Consider the following 20273-nt stretch of genomic DNA (forward strand, 5'->3'; position numbering starts at 1 on the left):
ATTCGCTTCAGGCTGCCGCCGCGTGCGCGTGGCCGCCGACCATGCAATGCTTGTGCTCGACGTGGTACGCGAATTCGTCCCAGTAGTGCTTGAGCATCCCGCGAACCGGCATCGCCGCCGCATCGCCGAGCGCACAGATCGTGCGGCCCATGATGTTCTCGGCCACCGAGTTCAGCAGGTCCAGATCTTCCTGGCGCCCTTCGCCGTGCTCGATACGGTTCACGACGCGATACAGCCAGCCGGTGCCTTCACGGCACGGCGTGCACTGGCCGCACGATTCCTCGTAGTAGAAGTACGACAGGCGCAGCAGCGAGCGCACCATGCAGCGCGTCTCGTCCATCACGATCACCGCGCCGGAACCGAGCATCGAGCCCGCCTTCGCGATCGAATCGTAGTCGAGATCCGTCTGCATCATGATGTCGCCCGGGATCACCGGTGCCGACGAACCGCCCGGAATCACGGCCTTGATCTTCTTGCCGCCGCGCATCCCGCCGGCGAGCTCCATCAGCGTCGCGAACGGCGTGCCGAGCGGCACTTCGTAGTTGCCCGGACGCTCGACGTCGCCGGACACCGAGAAAATCTTCGTGCCGCCGTTGTTCGGCTTGCCGATCTCGAGGTAATTCTGCGGCCCGATGGACAGCAGGAACGGCACCGCGGCGAACGTCTCGGTGTTGTTGATCGTGGTCGGCTTGCCGTACACGCCGAAGCTCGCCGGGAACGGCGGCTTGAAACGCGGCTGGCCCTTCTTGCCTTCGAGCGACTCGAGCAGCGCCGTTTCCTCGCCGCAGATGTATGCGCCGTAACCGTGGTGCGCGTGCAGCTGGAACGAGAATTCCGAGCCCATGATGTGGTCGCCGAGGAACCCGGCCGCGCGCGCTTCATCGAGCGCGGCTTCGAAGCGTCGATACACTTCGAAGATCTCGCCGTGGATGTAGTTGTAGCCGACGGTGATGCCCATCGCATATGCGCCGATGGCCATGCCTTCGATCAGCGCGTGCGGGTTCCAGCGCAGGATGTCGCGATCCTTGAACGTGCCCGGCTCGCCTTCGTCCGAGTTGCAGACGAGATACTTCTGCCCCGGGAACTGACGCGGCATGAAGCTCCACTTCAGGCCGGTCGGGAAACCCGCACCGCCGCGGCCGCGCAGGCCCGACGCCTTCACGTCGGCGATCACCTGCTCGGGCGGAATCTTTTCTTCGAGAATGCGGCGCAGCTGCTTGTAGCCGCCGCGCGCAACGTAATCTTCGAGGTGCCAGTTCTCGCCGTTCAGACCAGCGAGGATCAGCGGTTTGATGTGACGGTCGTGGAGGGACGTCATTTCGAGAGCTCCTCAAGCAGCTGGTCGATCTTCTCGCGGCTCATGAAGCTGCACATTCTGTGATTGTTCACCAGCAGCACCGGCGCATCGCCGCACGAGCCCATGCATTCGCCTTCCTTCAGCGTGAACTTGCCGTCGGGCGTGGTTTCGCCGAAGCCGATGCCCAGCTTCTGTTTCAGGTAGTCGGCAGTCGCTTCCGCGCCGCCGTGCGGGCCGAGCTGGCACGGCAGGTTCGTGCAGAGCGTGATCTTGTGCTTGCCGACCGGTTTGAGCTCGTACATCGTGTAGAACGTCGCGACTTCCTGCACGGCGACGGCCGGCATGCCGAGATAGTCCGCGACGAACTGCATCAGTTCGGGCGACAGCCAGCCGTGCTCTTCTTGAGCCACGGCCAACGCCGACATCACGGCGGACTGTTTCTGATCGGCGGGATACTTCGTCAACGCTCGATCGATTTCCTTCAGGCCTTCAGCTGAGATCATTTTCAGACACGACTCTTTCAATTCCTACCGAACGAACAACCTGCCGCACACTTGGGGTGCATGGACGGCAGACCTGGCGCTCACTCTGTTGACAGCTTGCGAAGCCGCGCCGGTTCGGCGCATACCGCTTGTGACTTCGCGTGTGACTGACTGCTCGCCGCCCGCGCTCGCGAGCGGCGCAACCATTAGCGATCGATTTCGCCGAACACGATGTCCTGCGTACCGATGATCGTGACGGCGTCGGCGATCATGTGACCGCGCGCCATTTCGTCGAGCGACGCCAGGTGCGCGAAACCCGGCGCGCGAATCTTGAGGCGATACGGCTTGTTGGCGCCATCGGACACGAGGTAGATGCCGAACTCGCCCTTCGGATGCTCGACCGCCGCGTACGCTTCGCCTTCCGGCACATGGAAACCTTCGGTGAAGAGCTTGAAGTGGTGAATCAAGTCTTCCATGTTGGTCTTCATGCCGACGCGCGACGGCGGCGCAACCTTGTGATTGTCCGTCATCACCGGGCCCGGATTCTTGCGCAGCCACTCAATACACTGTTTCGCGATGCGGATCGACTGGCGCATTTCTTCGACGCGCACCAGATAGCGGTCGTAGCAATCGCCGTTCACGCCGACCGGCACGTCGAAATCCATCCGATCGTACACTTCGTAGGGCTGCTTCTTGCGCAGGTCCCACGCGATGCCCGAGCCGCGCAGCATCGGGCCCGTCAGGCCCATCTGCAGCGCACGTTCCGGGCTCACCACGCCGATCCCGACCAGACGCTGTTTCCAGATCCGGTTGTCGGTCAGCAGCGTTTCGTATTCGTCGACGCACTTCGGGAAGCGCGTGAAGAAATCGTCGATGAAGTCGAGCACCGAGCCGCTGCGCGCTTCGTTCATCTTCGCGAGCGCCTTCTCGTTGCGAATCTTCGACGCCTTGTATTGCGGCATTGCGTCAGGCAGATCGCGGTAGACGCCGCCCGGACGATAGTAGGCCGCGTGCATCCGGGCGCCGGACACCGCTTCGTACACGTCCATCAGGTCTTCGCGTTCGCGGAACGCGTACAGGAACACGGCCATCGCGCCGACGTCGAGCGCGTGCGCGCCGATCCACATCAGGTGGTTCAGCACGCGCGTGATTTCGTCGAACAGCACGCGGATGTACTGCGCGCGCTCCGGCACGTCGATGCCGAGCAGCTTTTCGATCGCGAGCACGTAGCCGTGCTCGTTGACCATCATCGACACGTAGTCGAGACGGTCCATGTACGGCACGGACTGGATGAAGGTCTTGGATTCCGCGAGCTTTTCCGTCGCGCGGTGCAGCAGGCCGATGTGCGGATCGGCACGCTGGATGACTTCGCCGTCGAGCTCGAGCACGAGGCGCAGCACGCCGTGCGCTGCCGGGTGCTGCGGGCCGAAGTTGAGCGTGTAGTTCTTGATTTCTGCCATGACGCCCCCTTAATGTTTCAGACCGCCATAGCGATCCTCGCGGATCACGCGCGGCGTGATTTCGCGCGGCTCGATCGTCACCGGCTGGTACACGACCCGCTTCTCTTCCGGGTCGTAACGCATTTCGACGTAGCCGGACACCGGGAAGTCCTTGCGGAACGGGTGACCGATGAAGCCGTAGTCGGTGAGGATGCGGCGCAGGTCGGGGTGGCCTTCGAACACGATGCCGTACAGGTCGAACGCTTCGCGCTCGTACCAGTTCGCCGAGGTCCAGATGTCGACCAGCGACGCCACGATCGGCAGATCGTCGTCCGGCGCGAACGCACGCAGGCGCAGGCGCCAGTTGTTCGTGACCGACAGCAGGTGCGACACGGCCGCGAAACGCGGGCCGTCGTAGGCGCCGTCGCCGAAGGTCTGGTAGTCGACGCCGCAGAGGTCGATCAGCTGCTCGAAACGGAGCTTCGGATCGTCGCGCAGCGTCTTTGCGACTTCGAGGTAATCGCTCGCCTTCACGACGAGCGTCAGTTCACCGATTGCTTCGGTGAGGCTCACCACGCGCGCGCCGAGCGCGGCTTCGAGGTTTGCCTTCAGGGTCTCGATTTTGCTTGCCATATTGAGGGGACGCTCGGGGCTTTATTGACGGGCGATGGTATTGGTGCGGCGGATCTTCGCCTGAAGCTGGATCACGCCGTAGACCAGCGCCTCGGCCGTGGGCGGACAGCCCGGCACATAGACGTCGACCGGCACGATCCGGTCGCAGCCGCGGACCACCGAGTACGAGTAGTGGTAGTAACCACCGCCGTTCGCGCACGACCCCATCGAGATCACCCAGCGCGGCTCGGCCATCTGGTCGTACACGCGACGCAGCGCGGGCGCCATCTTGTTGCACAGCGTGCCGGCGACGATCATCACGTCCGACTGGCGCGGGCTCGGACGGAACACGACCCCGAACCGGTCCAGATCGTAACGGGCCGCGCCCGCATGCATCATCTCGACGGCGCAACACGCGAGCCCGAACGTCATCGGCCACAGCGAGCCGGTACGCGTCCAGTTGATCAGCTTGTCAGCCGTCGTGGTGACAAACCCTTCCTTCAAGACCCCTTCGATACTCATTTGCTTTCCACTCCAGACGAGCGACCGAGCGTGGCCGCCCATGCAAACCGGCGATTAACCCATCACTCCCAGTCGAGGCCGCCTTTCTTCCAGATATAGGCAAAGCCCAGCAGGAATTCGAGCAGAAAAATCATCATTGCGATGAAACCCGGCCAGCCGATGTCCCGGAGCGCGACGCCCCACGGGAACAGGAATGCGGTTTCGAGATCGAAGATGATGAACAGGATGGCGACGAGGTAATACCGAACGTCGAACTTCATCCGGGCGTCTTCAAAGGCTTCGAAGCCGCACTCGTACGGTGCGTTCTTCTCGACGTCCGGCTTGTTGGGACCAAGGAGCTTGCCGATGCTGACCAGCGCTATACCTAAACCAGTGCCCACGAGGAGGAACAACAAGACGGGGTAATAGGCTGCGAGGTTCAAGGCAATCCTCTATCGGTTGGTTCTGAGCGTCCGGAGAATACCACTTCCGGCGGAAGGAATCATTTCGGAGTGCAGGCGATCGCAAGACAACCGCAAGCCCACCCCACAAATGAAAAATGCCAGCCACGGGAAGCGGCTGGCATTGAGTAACTTTGGTGCCGACGGCGAGACTCGAACTCGCACAGCTTTCGCCACTACCCCCTCAAGATAGCGTGTCTACCAATTTCACCACGTCGGCACTGCATGCAACTCGGGTTGTGCTGCTTGTTCCCGCGAATCGCTTCAAGAATTAAATTCTAACCCGAGTTCAAGATTTGTTCAACGCACAACCGCAAAAAAATTAACTTTTTATTTCGGGACATCCTGGCCCGGCGCGCTTGCGGCCGAACCGGCTGCAGCGGACGCCGCGACGGCCGGCGCCGATGCTGCGGGGGCCGATGCCGGCGCGGTCGCTGCCGTGCCGAGCACGCCTGCCGACGGCGTCGACTTGTACGAACCGAGGTACGTCAGCGCGAGCGTCGCGACGAAGAAGATCGCCGCGAGAATGCCCGTCGTGCGCGACAGGAAGTTCGCCGAGCCCGTCGCACCGAACAGGCTGCCCGACGCACCGCTGCCGAACGCGGCGCCCATGTCGGCGCCCTTGCCGTGCTGCAGCAGCACGAGCCCGATCACACCGAGTGCGGACAGCACCTGCACCACAATAATCAACGTCTTGAATAACAGCATCACACCCACCCGATTGGATCGGGCGACCGGACCGACCGGCCGCCGTCATGGTTCAATTCGATCTCGGACCGCTCAACGCGCGGCCCGGCAGATCGCCAGGAAATCTTCCGCCTTCAGCGACGCGCCGCCGATCAGGCCGCCGTCGATGTCCGGCTGCGCGAACAGCTCTTCCGCGTTGTCCGGCTTCACGCTGCCGCCGTACAGCACGGACACGTCCGCCGCCCCCTTTGCCGCGAGACGCGTACGCAGGAACGCGTGCACGTCCTGCGCCTGCGCCGACGTCGCGCTCTTGCCCGTGCCGATCGCCCAGACCGGCTCGTACGCGACGACGATGCGGGCGGCCTCGTCAGCCGTCAGCACGGCCAGCACCGCGTCGAGCTGCGCACCGACGACCTGCTCGGTCGCACCCGACTCGCGCTCGTCGAGCGTCTCGCCGACGCACACGACCGGCGTGAGGCCTGCCGCGAGCGCGCGTTGCGCTTTCGCCGCGACCGTCTCGCTGCTTTCGCCGTGATACGCGCGACGCTCCGAGTGGCCGACGATCGCATACTGCGCGCCGAACTCCGCCACCATCGCGGCCGCCACCTCGCCGGTGAACGCACCTTGCTCGTGCGCGGACACGTCCTGCGCGCCGAACGCGACACGGCCACCGCCGAGCTGCGCCTGAACCTGCGCGAGATACGGGAACGGCACGCACACGCCGATCGACGTTTCAGCCGCCACCGCGCCCGCACCCTGCACCACTTCGTTCAGCAGCGCCTGGTTGCCGGCCAGCCGGCCGTGCATCTTCCAGTTGCCGATCACTCGCTTTGTTCGTTGTTTCGACATCGTGTCTGTCTCGTCACTATCTTGTCATTAACGTGCCGGAACCCGGCCGTCAGGTTGGATCTGGCGAAGCAAACCCGCGATTTTACTGCGCGCGGCTTGAACCGGTCAAACCGCGTATGTCAAGCCCGCCGCGCGGGCCGTCACGCGGTCGCGCCCCAATCGAGCACGATCTTGCCGATGTGCTCGCCGCTTTCCATCAGCGCATGCGCCTGCGCAGCCTCGCCGGCCGGCAGCACACGATAGATGACGGGCTTGATGCGGCCCTCGGCCAGCAGCGGCCACACGCGCGCCTTCAACTGCGCGGCGATGCGCGCCTTGAACTCCACCGGGCGCGGGCGCAGCGTCGAACCCGTCACCGTCAGCCGGCGGCGCAAGATCTCGTTCAGGTTGACCTCCGCCTTCGCGCCGCCGAGCAGCGCGATCAGCACGAGACGGCCGCCGTCCGCAAGCGCGGACAGCTCGCGCGGCACGTACGGGCCCGCCACCATGTCGAGGATCACGTCGACGCCGCGATCGTGCGTCAGCGACTTCACGACCTCGACGAAGTCTTCGGTCTTGTAGTCGATCGCGCGCTCGGCGCCGAGCGCCTCGCACGCGCGGCACTTGTCGGCGGTGCCGGCCGTCGCGAACACGCGAAAGCCGAGCGCATGCGCGATCTGGATCGCCGTCACGCCGATGCCGCTCGAGCCGCCCTGCACGAGCAGCGTCTCCTGCTCGCCGCCCTCGCCCGCGCCGAGCTGCGCACGGTCGAACACGTTGCTCCACACGGTGAAAAACGTTTCGGGCAGCGATGCGGCCTCGATATCGGTCAGGCCGTCCGGCACCGGCAGGCACTGCGGCAGCGGCGCGACCGCATATTCGGCATAGCCGCCGCCCGCGAGCAGCGCACATACACGATCGCCGAGCTTCAGGCCGAACGGGTTCAGCGCCGCATCGGACAGATCGCCGCCGACGATTTCGCCCGCGACCTCGAGGCCCGGCAGATCCGACGCACCCGGCGGCGGCGCATAGGCGCCCTTGCGCTGGAACACGTCGGGCCGGTTCACGCCGGAAGCCGCCACCTTGATCAGCACCTCGCCGCGCTTCGGTTCGGGGCGCGGACGCTCCGCGAGCTTCAGCACGTCGGGGGCGCCGAATTCGGTGATTTCGATGGCTTTCATGGTGAGAATCGCTCCAGGGTCGGAATCGGATGGCGCGCCCGGGCGCACGGCGCGGACGCCTCGCCGGCGCTGCTGCGCCGCACAACGATGCTACAGAAAAAACGGCCGGCACGCTTTCGCACTGCCGGCCGTTGGTCCGCCTGTCCGCTTACTGCTGCGGCGGCGTATCCGTCTGCGCTGCCGCCGCTGCTTCATTCAGCAGCGCCTTGGCCGACAGACGCACGCGACCCTTCTCGTCCGTCTGGATCACCTTGACCTTCACCTGCTGACCTTCCTTCAGGTAGTCGTTGATGTCCTTCACGCGCTCGTTGACGATTTCCGAGATGTGCAGCAGGCCGTCCTTGCCCGGCAGCAGGTTCACGATCGCGCCGAAATCGAGCAGCTTGAGCACCGTGCCTTCGTACACCTGGCCGACTTCGATTTCAGCCGTGATCTGCTCGATGCGCTTCTTCGCTTCGGCCATGCCTTCGCTGCTCGTGCTCGCGATCGTCACGACGCCGTCATCCGAGATGTCGATGGTCGTGCCCGTTTCCTCGGTCAGCGCGCGGATCACCGAACCGCCCTTGCCGATCACGTCGCGGATCTTTTCCGGGTTGATCTTGACCGTGATCATGCGCGGCGCGAATTCCGACAGTTGCGTGTTCGCACCCGCCACGGCCGACGTCATCTTGCCGAGGATGTGCAGGCGCCCTTCCTTCGCCTGCGCGAGCGCGACCTGCATGATTTCCTTCGTGATGCCCTGGATCTTGATGTCCATCTGCAGCGCCGTCACGCCCTGCTCCGTGCCGGCCACCTTGAAGTCCATGTCGCCGAGGTGATCTTCGTCGCCGAGGATGTCGGTCAGCACCGCGAACTTGTTGCCTTCGAGGATCAGGCCCATCGCGATACCCGCGACGTGCGCCTTCATCGGCACGCCGGCGTCCATCAGCGCGAGGCAGCCGCCGCACACCGATGCCATCGACGACGAACCGTTCGATTCGGTGATTTCCGACACGACGCGGATCGAGTAGCCGAATTCGTCGGCGCTCGGCAGGCACTTGACCAGTGCGCGCTTAGCCAGCCGGCCGTGGCCGATTTCGCGGCGCTTCGGCGAGCCGACGCGGCCCGTTTCGCCGGTCGCGAACGGGGGCATGTTGTAGTGGAGCATGAAGCGCTCGCGGTATTCGCCTTCGAGCGCGTCGATGATCTGCTCGTCACCCTTCGTGCCGAGCGTCGCGACGACCAGCGCCTGCGTTTCGCCGCGCGTGAACAGCGCCGAGCCGTGGGTACGCGGCAGCACGCCGGTGCGGATCTCGATCGGGCGCACGGTGCGCGTGTCGCGGCCATCGATGCGCGGCTCGCCGTTCAGGATCTGCGAACGGACGATCTTCGCTTCGATGTCGAACAGCACATTGCCGACCGTGGCCTTGTCGGCCGCGACCGTACCGGCCGCCAGCGCGTCTTCCTCGAGCTTCGCCGACGTCGCCGCGTAGACTTCCTTCAGCTTCGCCGAACGCGCCTGCTTGTCGCGCAGCTGGTAAGCGGCGAGCAGATCGTTCTGCGCCAGCTCGGTAACGCGCGCGATCAGCGCCTCGTTCTTCGGCGCCGGCTGCCAGTCCCACTCGGGCTTGCCGCCTTCGCGCACCAGTTCGTGGATCGCGTCGATCGCGACCTGCATCTGCTCGTGGCCGAACACCACGGCGCCCAGCATCACGTCTTCCGACAGTTGAGCGGCTTCCGACTCGACCATCAGCACCGCGCGCTCCGTACCGGCGACGACGAGGTCGAGGCTCGATGCCTTGAGCTGGTCACGCGTCGGGTTCAGCACGTATGCGTTGTCGATGTATGCGACGCGCGCGGCACCGACCGGGCCGTTGAACGGCAGGCCCGACACGGCGAGCGCGGCCGATGCGCCGATCAGCGCGGGAATGTCCGCCGGGATTTCCGGGTTCACGGACAGCACGTGGATCACGACCTGGACTTCGTTGTAGAAGCCTTCCGGGAACAGCGGGCGCAGCGGACGGTCGATCAGGCGCGACGTCAGCGTCTCGTGCTCCGACGGACGGCCTTCGCGGCGGAAGAAGCCGCCCGGGATCTTGCCGGCCGAGTAGGTCTTCTCGAGGTAGTCGACGGTCAGCGGGAAGAAATCCTGGCCCGGCTTCGCCGACTTCGCGCCGACGACGGTTGCCAGCACGACGGTGTCTTCGACGTCGACGATCACGGCGCCGCTTGCCTGGCGAGCGACTTCACCGGTTTCGAGGCGCACCTTGTGCTGGCCCCACTGGAATTCCTTCACGACCTTGTTGAACATGGACATGGTTGCTCCTTTGTATTCATGCATTTCATTCGCCGCGCCGGCCATCCCGCGCGGCGGCGTCCCGACCGAATCACCCGGAGCAAGGTGTGTTTTTTATGCCATTCCAGCGCGGCGCTCACGCAGCGACGCGCTGGAATGACACAAATCCTGCCCCGGTATCGGTCGTGGCGGCGGCCCCGCACGAACGTGCCGGACAGCCTGCGATGCGTGTGACGCTACGCACCGCGCAAAAACAAAATGCCTGTATCAGCGGACTGACACAGGCATCTTGCTGGCGGCAATCGCCTCGATTACTTACGCAGACCCAGCTTCTCGATCAGTGCGCGGTAACGATCGGCATCCTTGCCCTTGAGGTAGTCGAGCAGCTTGCGGCGGCGGCTCACCATGCGCAGCAGGCCGCGGCGGCTGTGGTGATCCTTCGCGTGGGTCTTGAAGTGACCCGTCAGTTCGACGATACGTGCGGTCAGCAGTGCGACCTGGACTTCGGGCGACCCCGTGTCGTTGGTACCGCGGGCGAACTGAGCAACGACTTCCGACTTCTTGATATCTGCAACAGACATGTGATTTCCTTTCTAACTGAACAGGCGGACACGGAAGAATGGCCGTGCCGTGACTTACAACCGGCGCGCATTGTAGCACAACTCGATGCCGTTCTTGCCGCTTCCCGTCACGGGCGCGTCATCGAACACGTCGACGGCATCTCCGTGCGTTGCGCCGGCACCGCGAGCACCGTCCGGAAGCCGTAGCCCGACCCCTCGTTGTCGAAGCGCACGCCCGGCGTGCCGGCCTTGTCCATTTCCATCACGTAAAGGGGCTGGATCAGCTGGTGGTCCTGTGCGCGCATCCGCGACGCGTGGAAGCCGTCGTCGAACGACAGGCCCTCGAGCGCACGTGCGACCGCGGCCGGATCGGCCGAACCCGCGCGGGTCATCGCGGCGGCCAGGATCTGGATCATCTGGCTCATCCGCCGCACCGGGTAGTCGTCCTGTGCGGCCGGAAAACGGGTCCGGAACGCACGGTAGAACGCGTCGGACTGGGCGCCGCCCGCGTTCGGGTGCCAGTCGGCCACGGCCACGACACGGCCGACGCCCGCGTCGCCCAGGGCCGCCGGCGCGCCGAGGCTGTTGCCGTAGAACGTATAGAACTTCGCGTTGAGCCCCTGTTCGCGCGCCGCCTTCACGAGCAGCGTGAGGTCGTTGCCCCAGTTGCCGGTCACGACGGCGTCCGCGCCGCTCGCGCGGATCTTCGCGATATACGGCGAGAAATCCTTGATCCGGCCGATCGGGTGGAATTCGTCACCGGCGATCGTCACGTCCGGGCGCCGCGCGGCCAGCGCCTGCCGCGCGAGGGTGCTGACGTCATGGCCGAAACTGTAGTCCTGATTCAACAGATAGACCTTGCGCAGCGCACGATCGCGCGCCATCACGTCCGCGAGCGCGGCCATCCGCATGCCGGCATGCGCATCGAAGCGGAAATGCCAGAAACTGCAGCGCGCGCCGGTCAGCGCCGGATCGTCGGCCGAGTAGTTCAGGAACAGCATCCGGTTGTCCGGATCGCGTGCGTTCAGCTTGTCGAGCGCCGCGACGAGCGCGGCCGCAACGGCCGAGCTGTTGCCCTGCGCGACGAAGCCGATATGCCGGTCGGCGGCCGCGCGCAACTGCACGAGCGCCTCCTCCGGGCTGCCCTTGCTGTCGAGCACGACGAGTTCGAGCGGGTGCGCGCCGTCGCGCAGCTTCACGCCGCCCGCCGCATTGACCTGCTCGACGCCGAAGCGCAGGTTGCGCTCGACCGCCGCGCCCGCGTTCGCGAACGGGCCCGACATCCCTTCGATCAGCGCGATCCGCACCGGCTCGCCGCCGGCAAACGCGGACGACACCAGCATCCATCCCGCGCTCCACGCGAGCGCGCACCGCTTCCAGCCCTGCATCGGCCACCTGCCCTTCAATCTGCCCGAGAAGCGCGGATCATAGGCCGGCACGCGCGCCGCCCGCAAGCGCGGCAGCGCGCGATCCGCACCGATTTTTTCCGCGCGATGCGCGATCGCGCGCCGTCCGTGATAAAACGGGACGTGTTTCCGTGTTCTGGAGAATCCGATGCGCATTCGCATTCCCGCGCGCCTGCCGGTGCTGGTCGCCTGCGCCGCCGCGCTGCTGGCCGGTTGCGCGCAACCGTGGCAGCAATACCAGGCCGGCCAGGACGAGTCGGCGATCGTCGCGCGCATGGGCCCGCCGCGCGAGATCTACGACCTGCCCGGCGGCGGCAAGCGCCTGATGTGGCCGACCCAGCCGATGGGCGAGATCACGGTCGCGGCCGACGTCGACGCAGCCCACCGGATCGTCAACGTGCGCCAGGTGCTGCAGCCGAGCGAGTTCTATCGCGCGGAGATCGGCAAGTGGACGAAGACCGACGTCCTCGTCAATTTCGGCCGCCCGGTCGAGACCTCCTACTTCCCGCTGATGAAGCGCGAGGTGTGGACGTACCGGTATCTCGAGGACAACGTCTGGTACATGATGTACAGCTTCTACTTCGATCCGCAGGGCGTCCTGCGCACCACGCAGAAAACGCCGGACCCGCTGCACGATCCCGATCGCCGCAACCTGTTCTGACCGATTGCGCATTGATGCGCAATTATCGCAATGGCCATTCACGCGTTATTGCGTAAATGGCCATTTCCTTTTTTCCGCCGCCTTATTTTATTTCGCGAATAAGACGGAAAACTTTTCCGAATCAACGGCATTCCGACGGCAATCCGCTGAATGCCGCGTCATGCGGGCCCCTGCGCGGAAATAGGCACGCGCAGTGCATGTCATGCGTCGCCCTGGTGCACGTCATGCACTATGCCCAGCCAATTTGAAACAATTTGTTTCAACCCACCCGGAGTGCTAGGGCATACCCCTAATATCAGTCGAAAATCCAACCTTTCAATTTAGAAAGCATGCAATTGCGCCATTTCGATCGATATTTATTTGTCTTGATCACAAAGGAGTCCTCATGAACCGCCCCAAGAGCATGCTGGTAGCCAACATTGCCTGGGCCCGCGAGACGCGCGAACACACGCCCGGCTTCTTCGACGCGCTCGCGCGCGGCCAGAACCCGCGCGTACTGTGGATCGGCTGCGCCGACAGCCGCGTGCCGGCCGAAACCATCACGCACTGCGCGCCCGGCGAGCTGTTCGTCCATCGCAACATCGCGAACCTGTTCCAACCCGACGACGACAATTCCGCCAGCGTGCTCGAGTACGCGGTGCGGGTGCTGAAGGTCGACCACGTGATCGTGTGCGGTCACTACGGGTGCGGCGGGGTCCGTGCGTCGCTGCTGCCGCCGCCCGACGACCTGCCGCACGTCGCGCGCCGCATCGCGCCGCTCTGCGCGCTCGCGCGACGCCATCGCGACACGCTCGACGGGCTCGACGAGCTGGCCGCCGCCGACCGTCTCGCCGAGCTGAACGTGCTCGAACAGGTGCGGCTGCTGCGCGCGTCGCCGATCGTGCGCGGCCGCGAACGACCGCCGCTCGTGCACGGCTGGATCTTTTCGCTCGCCGACGGCCGCCTGAAGGAGCTCGATTCCGGCTATGCGCCATCGCCGGTCGAAGCCGAGCCCCAGCCCGAGCTCGCCGCGACTGCCGCCGCACTCGGTTGACCCGAGCCCTGCCCTCCACGTCAACGACACCACCCCAACCATGAAACTGAACGAGCGCCTGTCCACCCTGCCGCGCGACATCGTCGCCGGCATCGTCGTTTTCCTTGTCGCACTACCGCTCTGTCTCGGCATCGCCAACGCCTCCGGCGTCGAACCGTTCGCCGGGCTCGTGTCGGGCATCGTCGGCGGCATCGTCGTCGCGCTGCTGAGCGGCTCGTCGCTGTCCGTCAGCGGGCCGGCCGCCGGCCTCGTCGTGATCGTCGTCGAAGGGATCGCTCAACTCGGCAGCTTCTCCGCGTTCCTGCTCGCGGTGCTGCTGTCCGGCGTGCTGCAGTTCGGCTTCGGCATGCTGCGCGCCGGCCGCTTCGCCGCCTACGTGCCGTCGCCCGTCATCAAGGGCATGCTCGCCGCGATCGGCCTGTTGCTGATCGTCAAGCAGATTCCGTTCGCCTTCGGCCTTGGCGGCCAGGTCACGCAATCGTTTGCGAACTGGCCGGGCCTGCCGGTCGCATGGGCCGCCACGGCCATCGCGTTCGTGTCGCTGGCGCTGCTGATCGCGTGGGACACGCCGGCACTCAAACGCTTCGCGTGGGTACGTTCGGTACCCGCCCCGCTCGCGGTCGTCGTGCTCGGCATCGGCGCGACGCTCGTGCTCGGCGTGGTCGCACCGGCAGCGGCACCGGGCGCGGCACATCGCGTCACGCTGCCCGAATTCGACTCGTTCGCGGCGCTCGCGGCATCGCTCAAGCATGCGGAGCTCGGCCCGAACCTCGCGCAACTGCTCAACCCCGACGTATGGCGCGTTGCGATCACGCTGGCGGTCGTCGCGAGCCTCGAGACGCTGCTGTGCCTCGAAGCGGTCGAGCAGATCGACCCGAAGCGGCGGCCGACGCAACCCGATCGTGAGCTGAAGGCCCAGGGTGTCGGCAACCTGGTCGCGGGCGCCGTCGGCGGCCTGCCGATCACGTCGGTGATCGTGCGCAGTTCGGCCAACGTCAACGCCGGCGCGCAAAGCCGGATGTCCGCGATCGTGCACGGGATCCTGCTGCTCGCGAGCGTGTTCGCGCTCACCGGGCTGATCAACCTGATCCCGCTCGCGAGCCTGGCCGCGATCCTGATCCACACCGGCCTGAAGCTCGCGAAACCGGCGCTGTTCCGCTCGGTGATGAAACAGGGGCCGGCCGCGTTCGTGCCGTTCGCCGCGACGATCGTCGGCGTGCTCGCGGTGGACCTGCTGTTCGGCATCGCGCTCGGCCTCGCGTGCAGCGTGCTGGCCGTCGCCGTCGCGAACCTGAAGAGCCCCGTCACGCTCGCGCAGCACGACGACCACTTCCTGCTGTCGTTCCGCAAGGACGTGTCGTTCATCGGCAAGGTGCAGGTCAAGCACCACCTGCGGCACATTCCGGACCGGGCGGCGGTGATCATCGACGCGACGCGCGCCGACTACATCGATCACGACGTGCTCGAACTGCTCGATGCGTTCGTCGCCGATGCGCCGCGCCGCGGGATCGCCGTCGAGTTCCGCCGGCGCAACCCGTCGCCACGCGCGGCGACGCGCCGCTGGCTGTTCCGCGCGCCGGCCGCCGAATGAGCGGCACATGAAAAACGCCCCGGCGGCACAGGGCCGCACGGGGCGTTTCGGGGCTGCGTAATGCGTGCGGCGGCGTGCGGCGGCGCGCGGCGCTTACGAACGCTGCGGGTTGACCTTGTCGTCCTTCGAGTGCAGCTTGTTCAGCGCGGAAATGTACGCCTTCGCGGATGCGGCGACGATATCCGGATCGGTGCCGACGCCGTTGACGATCCGCCCGCTCTTCGACAGCCGGACGGTCACTTCGCCCTGCGCCTGCGTGCCGGTCGTGATCGCGTTCACCGAGTACAGCAGCAGTTCGGACCCGCTGCCCACTTCACCCTCGATCGCATTGAACGTCGCATCGACCGGGCCGTTGCCGCGCGCCTCGCCGGTCACTTCCTTGCCTTCGGCCACGAACACGATTTTCGCCTGCGGTTGCTCGCCCGTCTCCGAACGCTGCGACAGCGACACGAACTTGAAGTGCTCCTGCTCGTGCGCGAGCGCCGATTCCTCGGACACGATCGCGATGATGTCCTCGTCGAAGATCTCCGCCTTGCGGTCGGCCAGATCCTTGAAGCGCATGAACGCGGCATTCAGTTCGGCTTCGCTGTCGAGCGATACGCCGAGCTCCTGCAGGCGCTGCTTGAACGCGTTGCGGCCCGACAGCTTGCCGAGCACGATCTTGTTCGCGGTCCAGCCCACGTCTTCCGCGCGCATGATCTCGTAGGTGTCGCGCGCCTTCAGCACGCCGTCCTGGTGAATGCCCGACGCGTGCGCGAACGCGTTCGCGCCGACCACCGCCTTGTTCGGCTGCACGACGAAACCGGTGATCTGCGACACGAGCTTCGACGTCGGCACGATCTGCGTCGTGTCGATGCCGACGTCGAGGCCGAAGTAGTCCTTGCGCGTCTTCACGGCCATCACGATTTCTTCGAGCGACGTGTTGCCCGCGCGCTCGCCGAGGCCGTTGATCGTGCACTCGATCTGGCGCGCACCGCCGATCTTCACGCCGGCGAGCGAGTTCGCGACCGCCATCCCGAGGTCGTTGTGGCAATGCACCGAGAAGATCGCCTTGTCCGAGTTCGGAATGCGCTCGCGCAGTGTCTTCACGAGGTTGCCGTAGAGTTCCGGCACGCCGTAGCCGACCGTGTCGGCGATGTTGATCGTCGTCGCGCCTTCGGCGATCACGGCTTCCAGCACGCGGCACAGGAAGTCGAGATCCGAGCGGCTGCCGTCTTCCGGCGAGAATTCGACGTTGTCGGTGAACTTGCGCGCGAAACGCACGGCGAGACGCGCCTGCTCGAACACCTGGTCCGGCGTCATCCGCAGCTTCTTCTCCATGTGCAGCGGCGACGTCGCGATGAACGTGTGGATCCGGAAGCTGTTGGCCGGCTTCAGCGCGTCGGCCGCGCGCTGAATGTCCTTGTCGTTGGCCCGGGCCAGCGAGCAGATCGTGCTGTCCTTCACGAGACCGGCGATCGTGTGGATCGCGTCGAAATCGCCGTTCGAGCTGGCCGCGAAGCCGGCCTCGATCACGTCGACCTTCATCCGCTCGAGATGCTTCGCGATACGGATTTTCTCTTCCTTCGTCATCGACGCGCCGGGCGATTGTTCACCGTCACGCAACGTCGTATCGAAAATGATCAGCTTGTCTGTCATGGGGAGGCTCCAGGGCTCTTTATACGGAAGTCAAACGTAATGAGATCGCGCCACCGCTGGCGACGCTCAACAACAGACGAGGCTTGAGACGGGGGGCGAGAACGGTCAGCGCGGCAGGCGCGCCAAAGCTAGCGCGCGTAGCGGCGCACCGGCTAGAAGGAGGGAGAGGCGGGGAAATGCAGTCATGCTGAAGACTATAGCGGCATTCCGCTGGGTGCGCAATCGGACGGCACCCGGGAATCGACGCGGCCCGGCTCCAAAAAAGGGGCAAATGAAAACGGCGGCCCCGAGGCCGCCGTTTCCGGGCAGGTCGCGTGTTGGCGTCAGTGATCGCGCTGCGACGAGCGCGCCGGGTTCGCCCGCCCGCGGATGGCCTGGTAGGCCCAGAACACGTAGCCGGACAGCCCGTACAGCACGAACAGGCAGAACAGCATCAGCGGCGGATCGGACGACACGAGCACGAACGCGACGACGACGAGCAGGATCGCCGCGAACGGCACGCGGTGCCGCACGTCGAGCGCCTTGCCGCTGTAGAACGGCGCGTTCGACACCATCGTCACGCCCGCATAGATCGTCAGCGCGAACGCGACCCACGGCAGCCAGCCGAGCTTCATCGGCACGCGGTTGTCGGTCGCGAGCCACACGAAGCCCGCGATCAGCGCGGCGGCGGCCGGGCTCGGCAGCCCCTGGAAGAAACGCTTGTCGACGCTGCCGATGTTCGTGTTGAAGCGCGCGAGGCGCAGCGCGGCGCCCGAGCAATAGACGAACGCGGCGAGCCAGCCCCAGCGGCCGAGATCCTTCAGCACCCACTCGTACATCACGAGCGCGGGCGCGACGCCGAACGACACCATGTCCGACAGGCTGTCGAACTGCTCACCGAACGCGCTCTGCGTATGCGTCATGCGCGCGACGCGCCCGTCCATCCCGTCGAGCACCATCGCGACGAAAATCGCGATCGCGGCGATCTCGAAGCGCACGTTCATCGCCTGCACGACCGCGAAGAAGCCGCAGAACAGCGCGGCGGTCGTGAATGCGTTCGGCAGCAGATAGATGCCGCGCGTCCTCAGGAACCGCTGGCGCGCGGCGCGGCGGCTTTCGAGCGGCGCCGCATCGGGCGCCATCACCTTGTTGCGGCGGAACGGGCGTGGCGTCTGGCCGGAGCCGTTGCGCGGCCGACGCGGTTTGAATGCGGCCATCGTGCGCCCCGCCGCTTACTGCTCGAGCTCGGCGAGGATCGTCGACGACGCGTAGACCTTCTCGCCGATCGACACCTTCGCGCGGCTGCCGAGCGGCAGGTACACGTCGACGCGCGAACCGAAGCGGATGAAACCGTAGCGCTGGCCGCGCGACAGCGGTTCGCCGGCGCGGACGTAGCAGAGAATCCGGCGCGCGATCAGGCCCGCGATCTGCACGGACGTGACGGTCTTGCCGCTCGCCGTCTGGATCACGACCGCATTGCGCTCGTTCTCGGTCGACGCCTTGTCGATCGCCGCGTTCAGGAACGCGCCCGGGAAGTACTCGACCTTGCTGATCGCGCCATCGACCGGCGAACGCTGCGAATGGACGTTGAAGACATTCATGAACACGCTGATCTTCAGCGCTTCGCGGTTCGCGTACGGATCCTGCGCGGTCTCGACCGCGACGATGCGGCCGTCCGCCGGGCACAGCACCGCGTTCGGCTGCGCCGGGATCGGACGCTGCGGATCGCGGAAGAACTGGACGACGAAAACGAGCAGCAGCCAGAACGGCCACGCGAAGCCGAAGCCCCCGACGGCATGGATCAACAGCGCGATGACGGCTGCAATCGCGATGAACGGCCAGCCTTCGCGCGCGATGATCGGATGAGGATAGTTCATGGATTCGTTCTGTGTTCGGTGAATTGCAAAGCCCGTAGCATAACAAAAGCCGCCCGGGGCACTGCTGCCTTCGGACGGCTTTTTGATGCCGGCCCTCCGCTCGAAGGGCCGGAACAGCACGTGGTGCTTAGTTCTTCGTCTGGTCGACGAGCTTGTTCTTCGCGATCCACGGCATCATCGCACGCAGCTTCGCGCCGACCTGCTCGATCTGGTGCTCGGCCGTCAGGCGGCGGCGCGACTGCAGCGTCGGCGCGCCTGCCTTGTTCTCGAGAATGAAGCTCTTCGCGTACTCGCCCGTCTGGATGTCGGTCAGGCACTGCTTCATCGCCTTCTTCGTCTCTTCCGTGACGACGCGCGGGCCGGTCACGTACTCGCCGTATTCGGCGTTGTTCGAGATCGAGTAGTTCATGTTCGCGATGCCGCCTTCGTAGATCAGGTCGACGATCAGCTTCAGTTCGTGCAGGCACTCGAAGTACGCCATTTCCGGCGCGTAGCCGGCTTCGACCAGCGTCTCGAAACCGGCCTTGATCAGCTCGACGGTACCGCCGCACAGCACGGCCTGCTCGCCGAACAGGTCGGTTTCGGTTTCTTCACGGAAGTTCGTCTCGATGATGCCGGCACGGCCGCCGCCGTTCGCCGCCGCGTACGACAGCGCGATGTCGCGCGCCGCGCCCGACTTGTTCTGCGCAACCGCGATCAGGTGCGGCACGCCGCCACCTTGCGAGTACGTGCCGCGCACGGTGTGGCCCGGCGCCTTCGGCGCGATCATGATCACGTCGAGGTCGGCGCGCGGGATCACCTGGCCGTAGTGGACGTTGAAGCCGTGCGCGAACGCGAGCGCCGCGCCCTGCTTGATGTTCGCGTGCACTTCCTTCGCGTACACGTCGGCGATCTGCTCGTCCGGCAGCAGCATCATGACGACGTCCGCGCCCTTCACCGCTTCGGCGACTTCCTTGACCGACAGGCCGGCGTTCTCGGCCTTGCTCCACGACGCGCCGTCCTTGCGCAGGCCGACCGTCACGTTCACGCCGCTCTCCTTCAGGTTCAGCGCGTGTGCATGGCCTTGCGAGCCGTAGCCGATGATCGTGACTTGCTTGCCCTTGATGAGGGAGAGGTCGGCGTCTTTGTCGTAGAAAACGTTCATGATGGTTCCTTCGCTAATTCAAAAAATTCAATCATTCGTTCGGATGGAGTACTGCGGGCCGGGACATGACGGCGCACCCGGCGTGCCATTTCTGGCTATGTCGGCATCACACCTTCAGGATGCGCTCGCCGCGTCCGATGCCGGAGCTGCCGGTGCGCACGGTCTCGAGGATCGCGCCCGCGTCCAGCCCCTGGATGAATGCGTCGAGCTTGTCGCTCGCGCCCGTCAATTCGATGGTGTAGGTCTTTTCGGTCACGTCGATGATGCGGCCGCGGAAAATGTCCGACATCCGCTTCATTTCTTCGCGCTCCTTGCCCACTGCACGTACCTTGATCAGCATCAGCTCGCGTTCGATGTGTGCACCGTCGGTCAGGTCCACCACTTTCACCACCTCGATCAGGCGGTTCAGATGCTTCGTGATCTGTTCGATCACGTCGTCGGAGCCAATGGAAACGATGGTGAGCCGCGACAGCGATTGGTCTTCGGTCGGCGCCACCGTCAAGGTTTCGATGTTGTAGCCGCGTGCGGAAAACAGGCCGACCACGCGCGACAGCGCGCCCGGTTCGTTCTCCAGCAGGACGGAAATGATGTGTCTCATGTTCGCTTCTTCCAGAATGTGTC

At 65.3% G+C, this 20273-nt stretch carries 20 protein-coding genes and 1 tRNA gene; 3 read left to right on the forward strand and 18 right to left on the reverse strand.

What is annotated here, in order from left to right; genetic code table 11:
- Nucleotides 1-7: 7 nt before the first annotated feature.
- From nuoF to HWX14_RS30400, 13 genes are all read right to left on the reverse strand, one after another.
- Nucleotides 8-1318, reverse strand: coding sequence for an NADH-quinone oxidoreductase subunit NuoF (gene nuoF / locus HWX14_RS30340; RefSeq protein WP_034184889.1), 1311 nt, complete (start codon nucleotides 1316-1318; stop codon nucleotides 8-10).
- Nucleotides 1315-1800 (reverse strand): NADH-quinone oxidoreductase subunit NuoE, encoded by a 486-nt coding sequence (gene nuoE, locus HWX14_RS30345; RefSeq protein WP_006478266.1) that lies wholly within the window; start codon nucleotides 1798-1800, stop codon nucleotides 1315-1317. Before nuoE ends, nuoF begins: the two co-directional genes overlap by 4 nt.
- A gap of 185 nt (nucleotides 1801-1985) precedes the next feature.
- On the reverse strand, nucleotides 1986-3239 hold the full coding sequence (locus tag HWX14_RS30350) for an NADH-quinone oxidoreductase subunit D (protein ID WP_034184888.1): 1254 nt from the start codon (nucleotides 3237-3239) through the stop codon (nucleotides 1986-1988).
- A 9-nt stretch (nucleotides 3240-3248) separates the two neighbouring features.
- Nucleotides 3249-3851, reverse strand: a complete 603-nt coding sequence (locus HWX14_RS30355; RefSeq protein WP_006478264.1) for an NADH-quinone oxidoreductase subunit C — start codon at nucleotides 3849-3851, stop codon at nucleotides 3249-3251.
- Between the two features lie 21 nt (nucleotides 3852-3872).
- On the reverse strand, nucleotides 3873-4352 hold the full coding sequence (locus tag HWX14_RS30360) for an NADH-quinone oxidoreductase subunit B (protein WP_006398799.1): 480 nt from the start codon (nucleotides 4350-4352) through the stop codon (nucleotides 3873-3875).
- Nucleotides 4353-4414: 62 nt separating this feature from the next.
- Nucleotides 4415-4774 (reverse strand): NADH-quinone oxidoreductase subunit A, encoded by a 360-nt coding sequence (locus HWX14_RS30365; protein ID WP_006398798.1) that lies wholly within the window; start codon nucleotides 4772-4774, stop codon nucleotides 4415-4417.
- A 153-nt stretch (nucleotides 4775-4927) separates the two neighbouring features.
- Nucleotides 4928-5012 (reverse strand) — tRNA-Leu (locus tag HWX14_RS30370).
- A 110-nt stretch (nucleotides 5013-5122) separates the two neighbouring features.
- Entirely contained in the window at nucleotides 5123-5500 is a 378-nt protein-coding gene (secG, locus tag HWX14_RS30375) for a preprotein translocase subunit SecG (RefSeq protein WP_175885955.1), read from the reverse strand.
- 72 nt (nucleotides 5501-5572) lie between these two features.
- Nucleotides 5573-6328, reverse strand: coding sequence for a triose-phosphate isomerase (tpiA, locus tag HWX14_RS30380; protein WP_124679318.1), 756 nt, complete (start codon nucleotides 6326-6328; stop codon nucleotides 5573-5575).
- 140 nt (nucleotides 6329-6468) lie between these two features.
- Nucleotides 6469-7488 carry an NAD(P)H-quinone oxidoreductase gene (locus HWX14_RS30385; RefSeq protein ID WP_175885956.1) on the reverse strand — a complete coding sequence of 340 codons (1020 nt, stop codon included), beginning with the start codon at nucleotides 7486-7488 and terminating at the stop codon, nucleotides 6469-6471.
- A 148-nt stretch (nucleotides 7489-7636) separates the two neighbouring features.
- Nucleotides 7637-9784, reverse strand: coding sequence for a polyribonucleotide nucleotidyltransferase (gene pnp / locus HWX14_RS30390; protein WP_175885957.1), 2148 nt, complete (start codon nucleotides 9782-9784; stop codon nucleotides 7637-7639).
- Between the two features lie 290 nt (nucleotides 9785-10074).
- Complete coding sequence (rpsO, locus tag HWX14_RS30395) at nucleotides 10075-10344, reverse strand: 30S ribosomal protein S15 (RefSeq protein ID WP_006398792.1); 270 nt, start codon at nucleotides 10342-10344, stop codon at nucleotides 10075-10077.
- Between the two features lie 107 nt (nucleotides 10345-10451).
- Nucleotides 10452-11711, reverse strand: coding sequence for a branched-chain amino acid ABC transporter substrate-binding protein (locus tag HWX14_RS30400; protein ID WP_175886160.1), 1260 nt, complete (start codon nucleotides 11709-11711; stop codon nucleotides 10452-10454).
- A 166-nt stretch (nucleotides 11712-11877) separates the two neighbouring features.
- On the opposite strand from HWX14_RS30400, the gene HWX14_RS30405 reads away from it, so the two are divergent.
- The 3 genes from HWX14_RS30405 (at nucleotide 11878) to HWX14_RS30415 (ending at nucleotide 15014) form a co-directional block, all read left to right on the forward strand.
- Nucleotides 11878-12390, forward strand: coding sequence for a hypothetical protein (locus HWX14_RS30405; protein ID WP_175885958.1), 513 nt, complete (start codon nucleotides 11878-11880; stop codon nucleotides 12388-12390).
- 385 nt (nucleotides 12391-12775) lie between these two features.
- A complete protein-coding gene (locus tag HWX14_RS30410; RefSeq protein WP_175885959.1) occupies nucleotides 12776-13423 on the forward strand; it encodes a carbonic anhydrase in 648 nt (215 codons plus the stop codon).
- A 40-nt stretch (nucleotides 13424-13463) separates the two neighbouring features.
- Complete coding sequence (locus HWX14_RS30415) at nucleotides 13464-15014, forward strand: SulP family inorganic anion transporter (RefSeq protein WP_175885960.1); 1551 nt, start codon at nucleotides 13464-13466, stop codon at nucleotides 15012-15014.
- A 93-nt stretch (nucleotides 15015-15107) separates the two neighbouring features.
- Here HWX14_RS30415 and HWX14_RS30420 read toward each other — a convergent pair whose 3' ends face one another.
- The 5 genes from HWX14_RS30420 to ilvN form a co-directional block, all read right to left on the reverse strand.
- On the reverse strand, nucleotides 15108-16652 hold the full coding sequence (locus HWX14_RS30420) for a 2-isopropylmalate synthase (protein WP_175885961.1): 1545 nt from the start codon (nucleotides 16650-16652) through the stop codon (nucleotides 15108-15110).
- Nucleotides 16653-16975: 323 nt separating this feature from the next.
- Entirely contained in the window at nucleotides 16976-17848 is an 873-nt protein-coding gene (gene pssA, locus HWX14_RS30425; protein ID WP_175885962.1) for a CDP-diacylglycerol--serine O-phosphatidyltransferase, read from the reverse strand.
- Nucleotides 17849-17863: 15 nt separating this feature from the next.
- The gene (locus HWX14_RS30430) at nucleotides 17864-18508 is read right to left on the reverse strand and encodes a phosphatidylserine decarboxylase (protein WP_006491035.1); all 645 of its coding nucleotides are present in this window, start codon (nucleotides 18506-18508) and stop codon (nucleotides 17864-17866) included.
- A gap of 127 nt (nucleotides 18509-18635) precedes the next feature.
- A complete protein-coding gene (gene ilvC / locus HWX14_RS30435; protein ID WP_034190794.1) occupies nucleotides 18636-19652 on the reverse strand; it encodes a ketol-acid reductoisomerase in 1017 nt (338 codons plus the stop codon).
- 106 nt (nucleotides 19653-19758) lie between these two features.
- Nucleotides 19759-20250 (reverse strand): acetolactate synthase small subunit, encoded by a 492-nt coding sequence (gene ilvN, locus HWX14_RS30440; RefSeq protein WP_006398781.1) that lies wholly within the window; start codon nucleotides 20248-20250, stop codon nucleotides 19759-19761.
- Nucleotides 20251-20273: the final 23 nt, after the last annotated feature.

The organism is Burkholderia sp. BCC0044 (genome assembly GCF_902832955.1).
Taxonomy (GTDB): domain Bacteria; phylum Pseudomonadota; class Gammaproteobacteria; order Burkholderiales; family Burkholderiaceae; genus Burkholderia.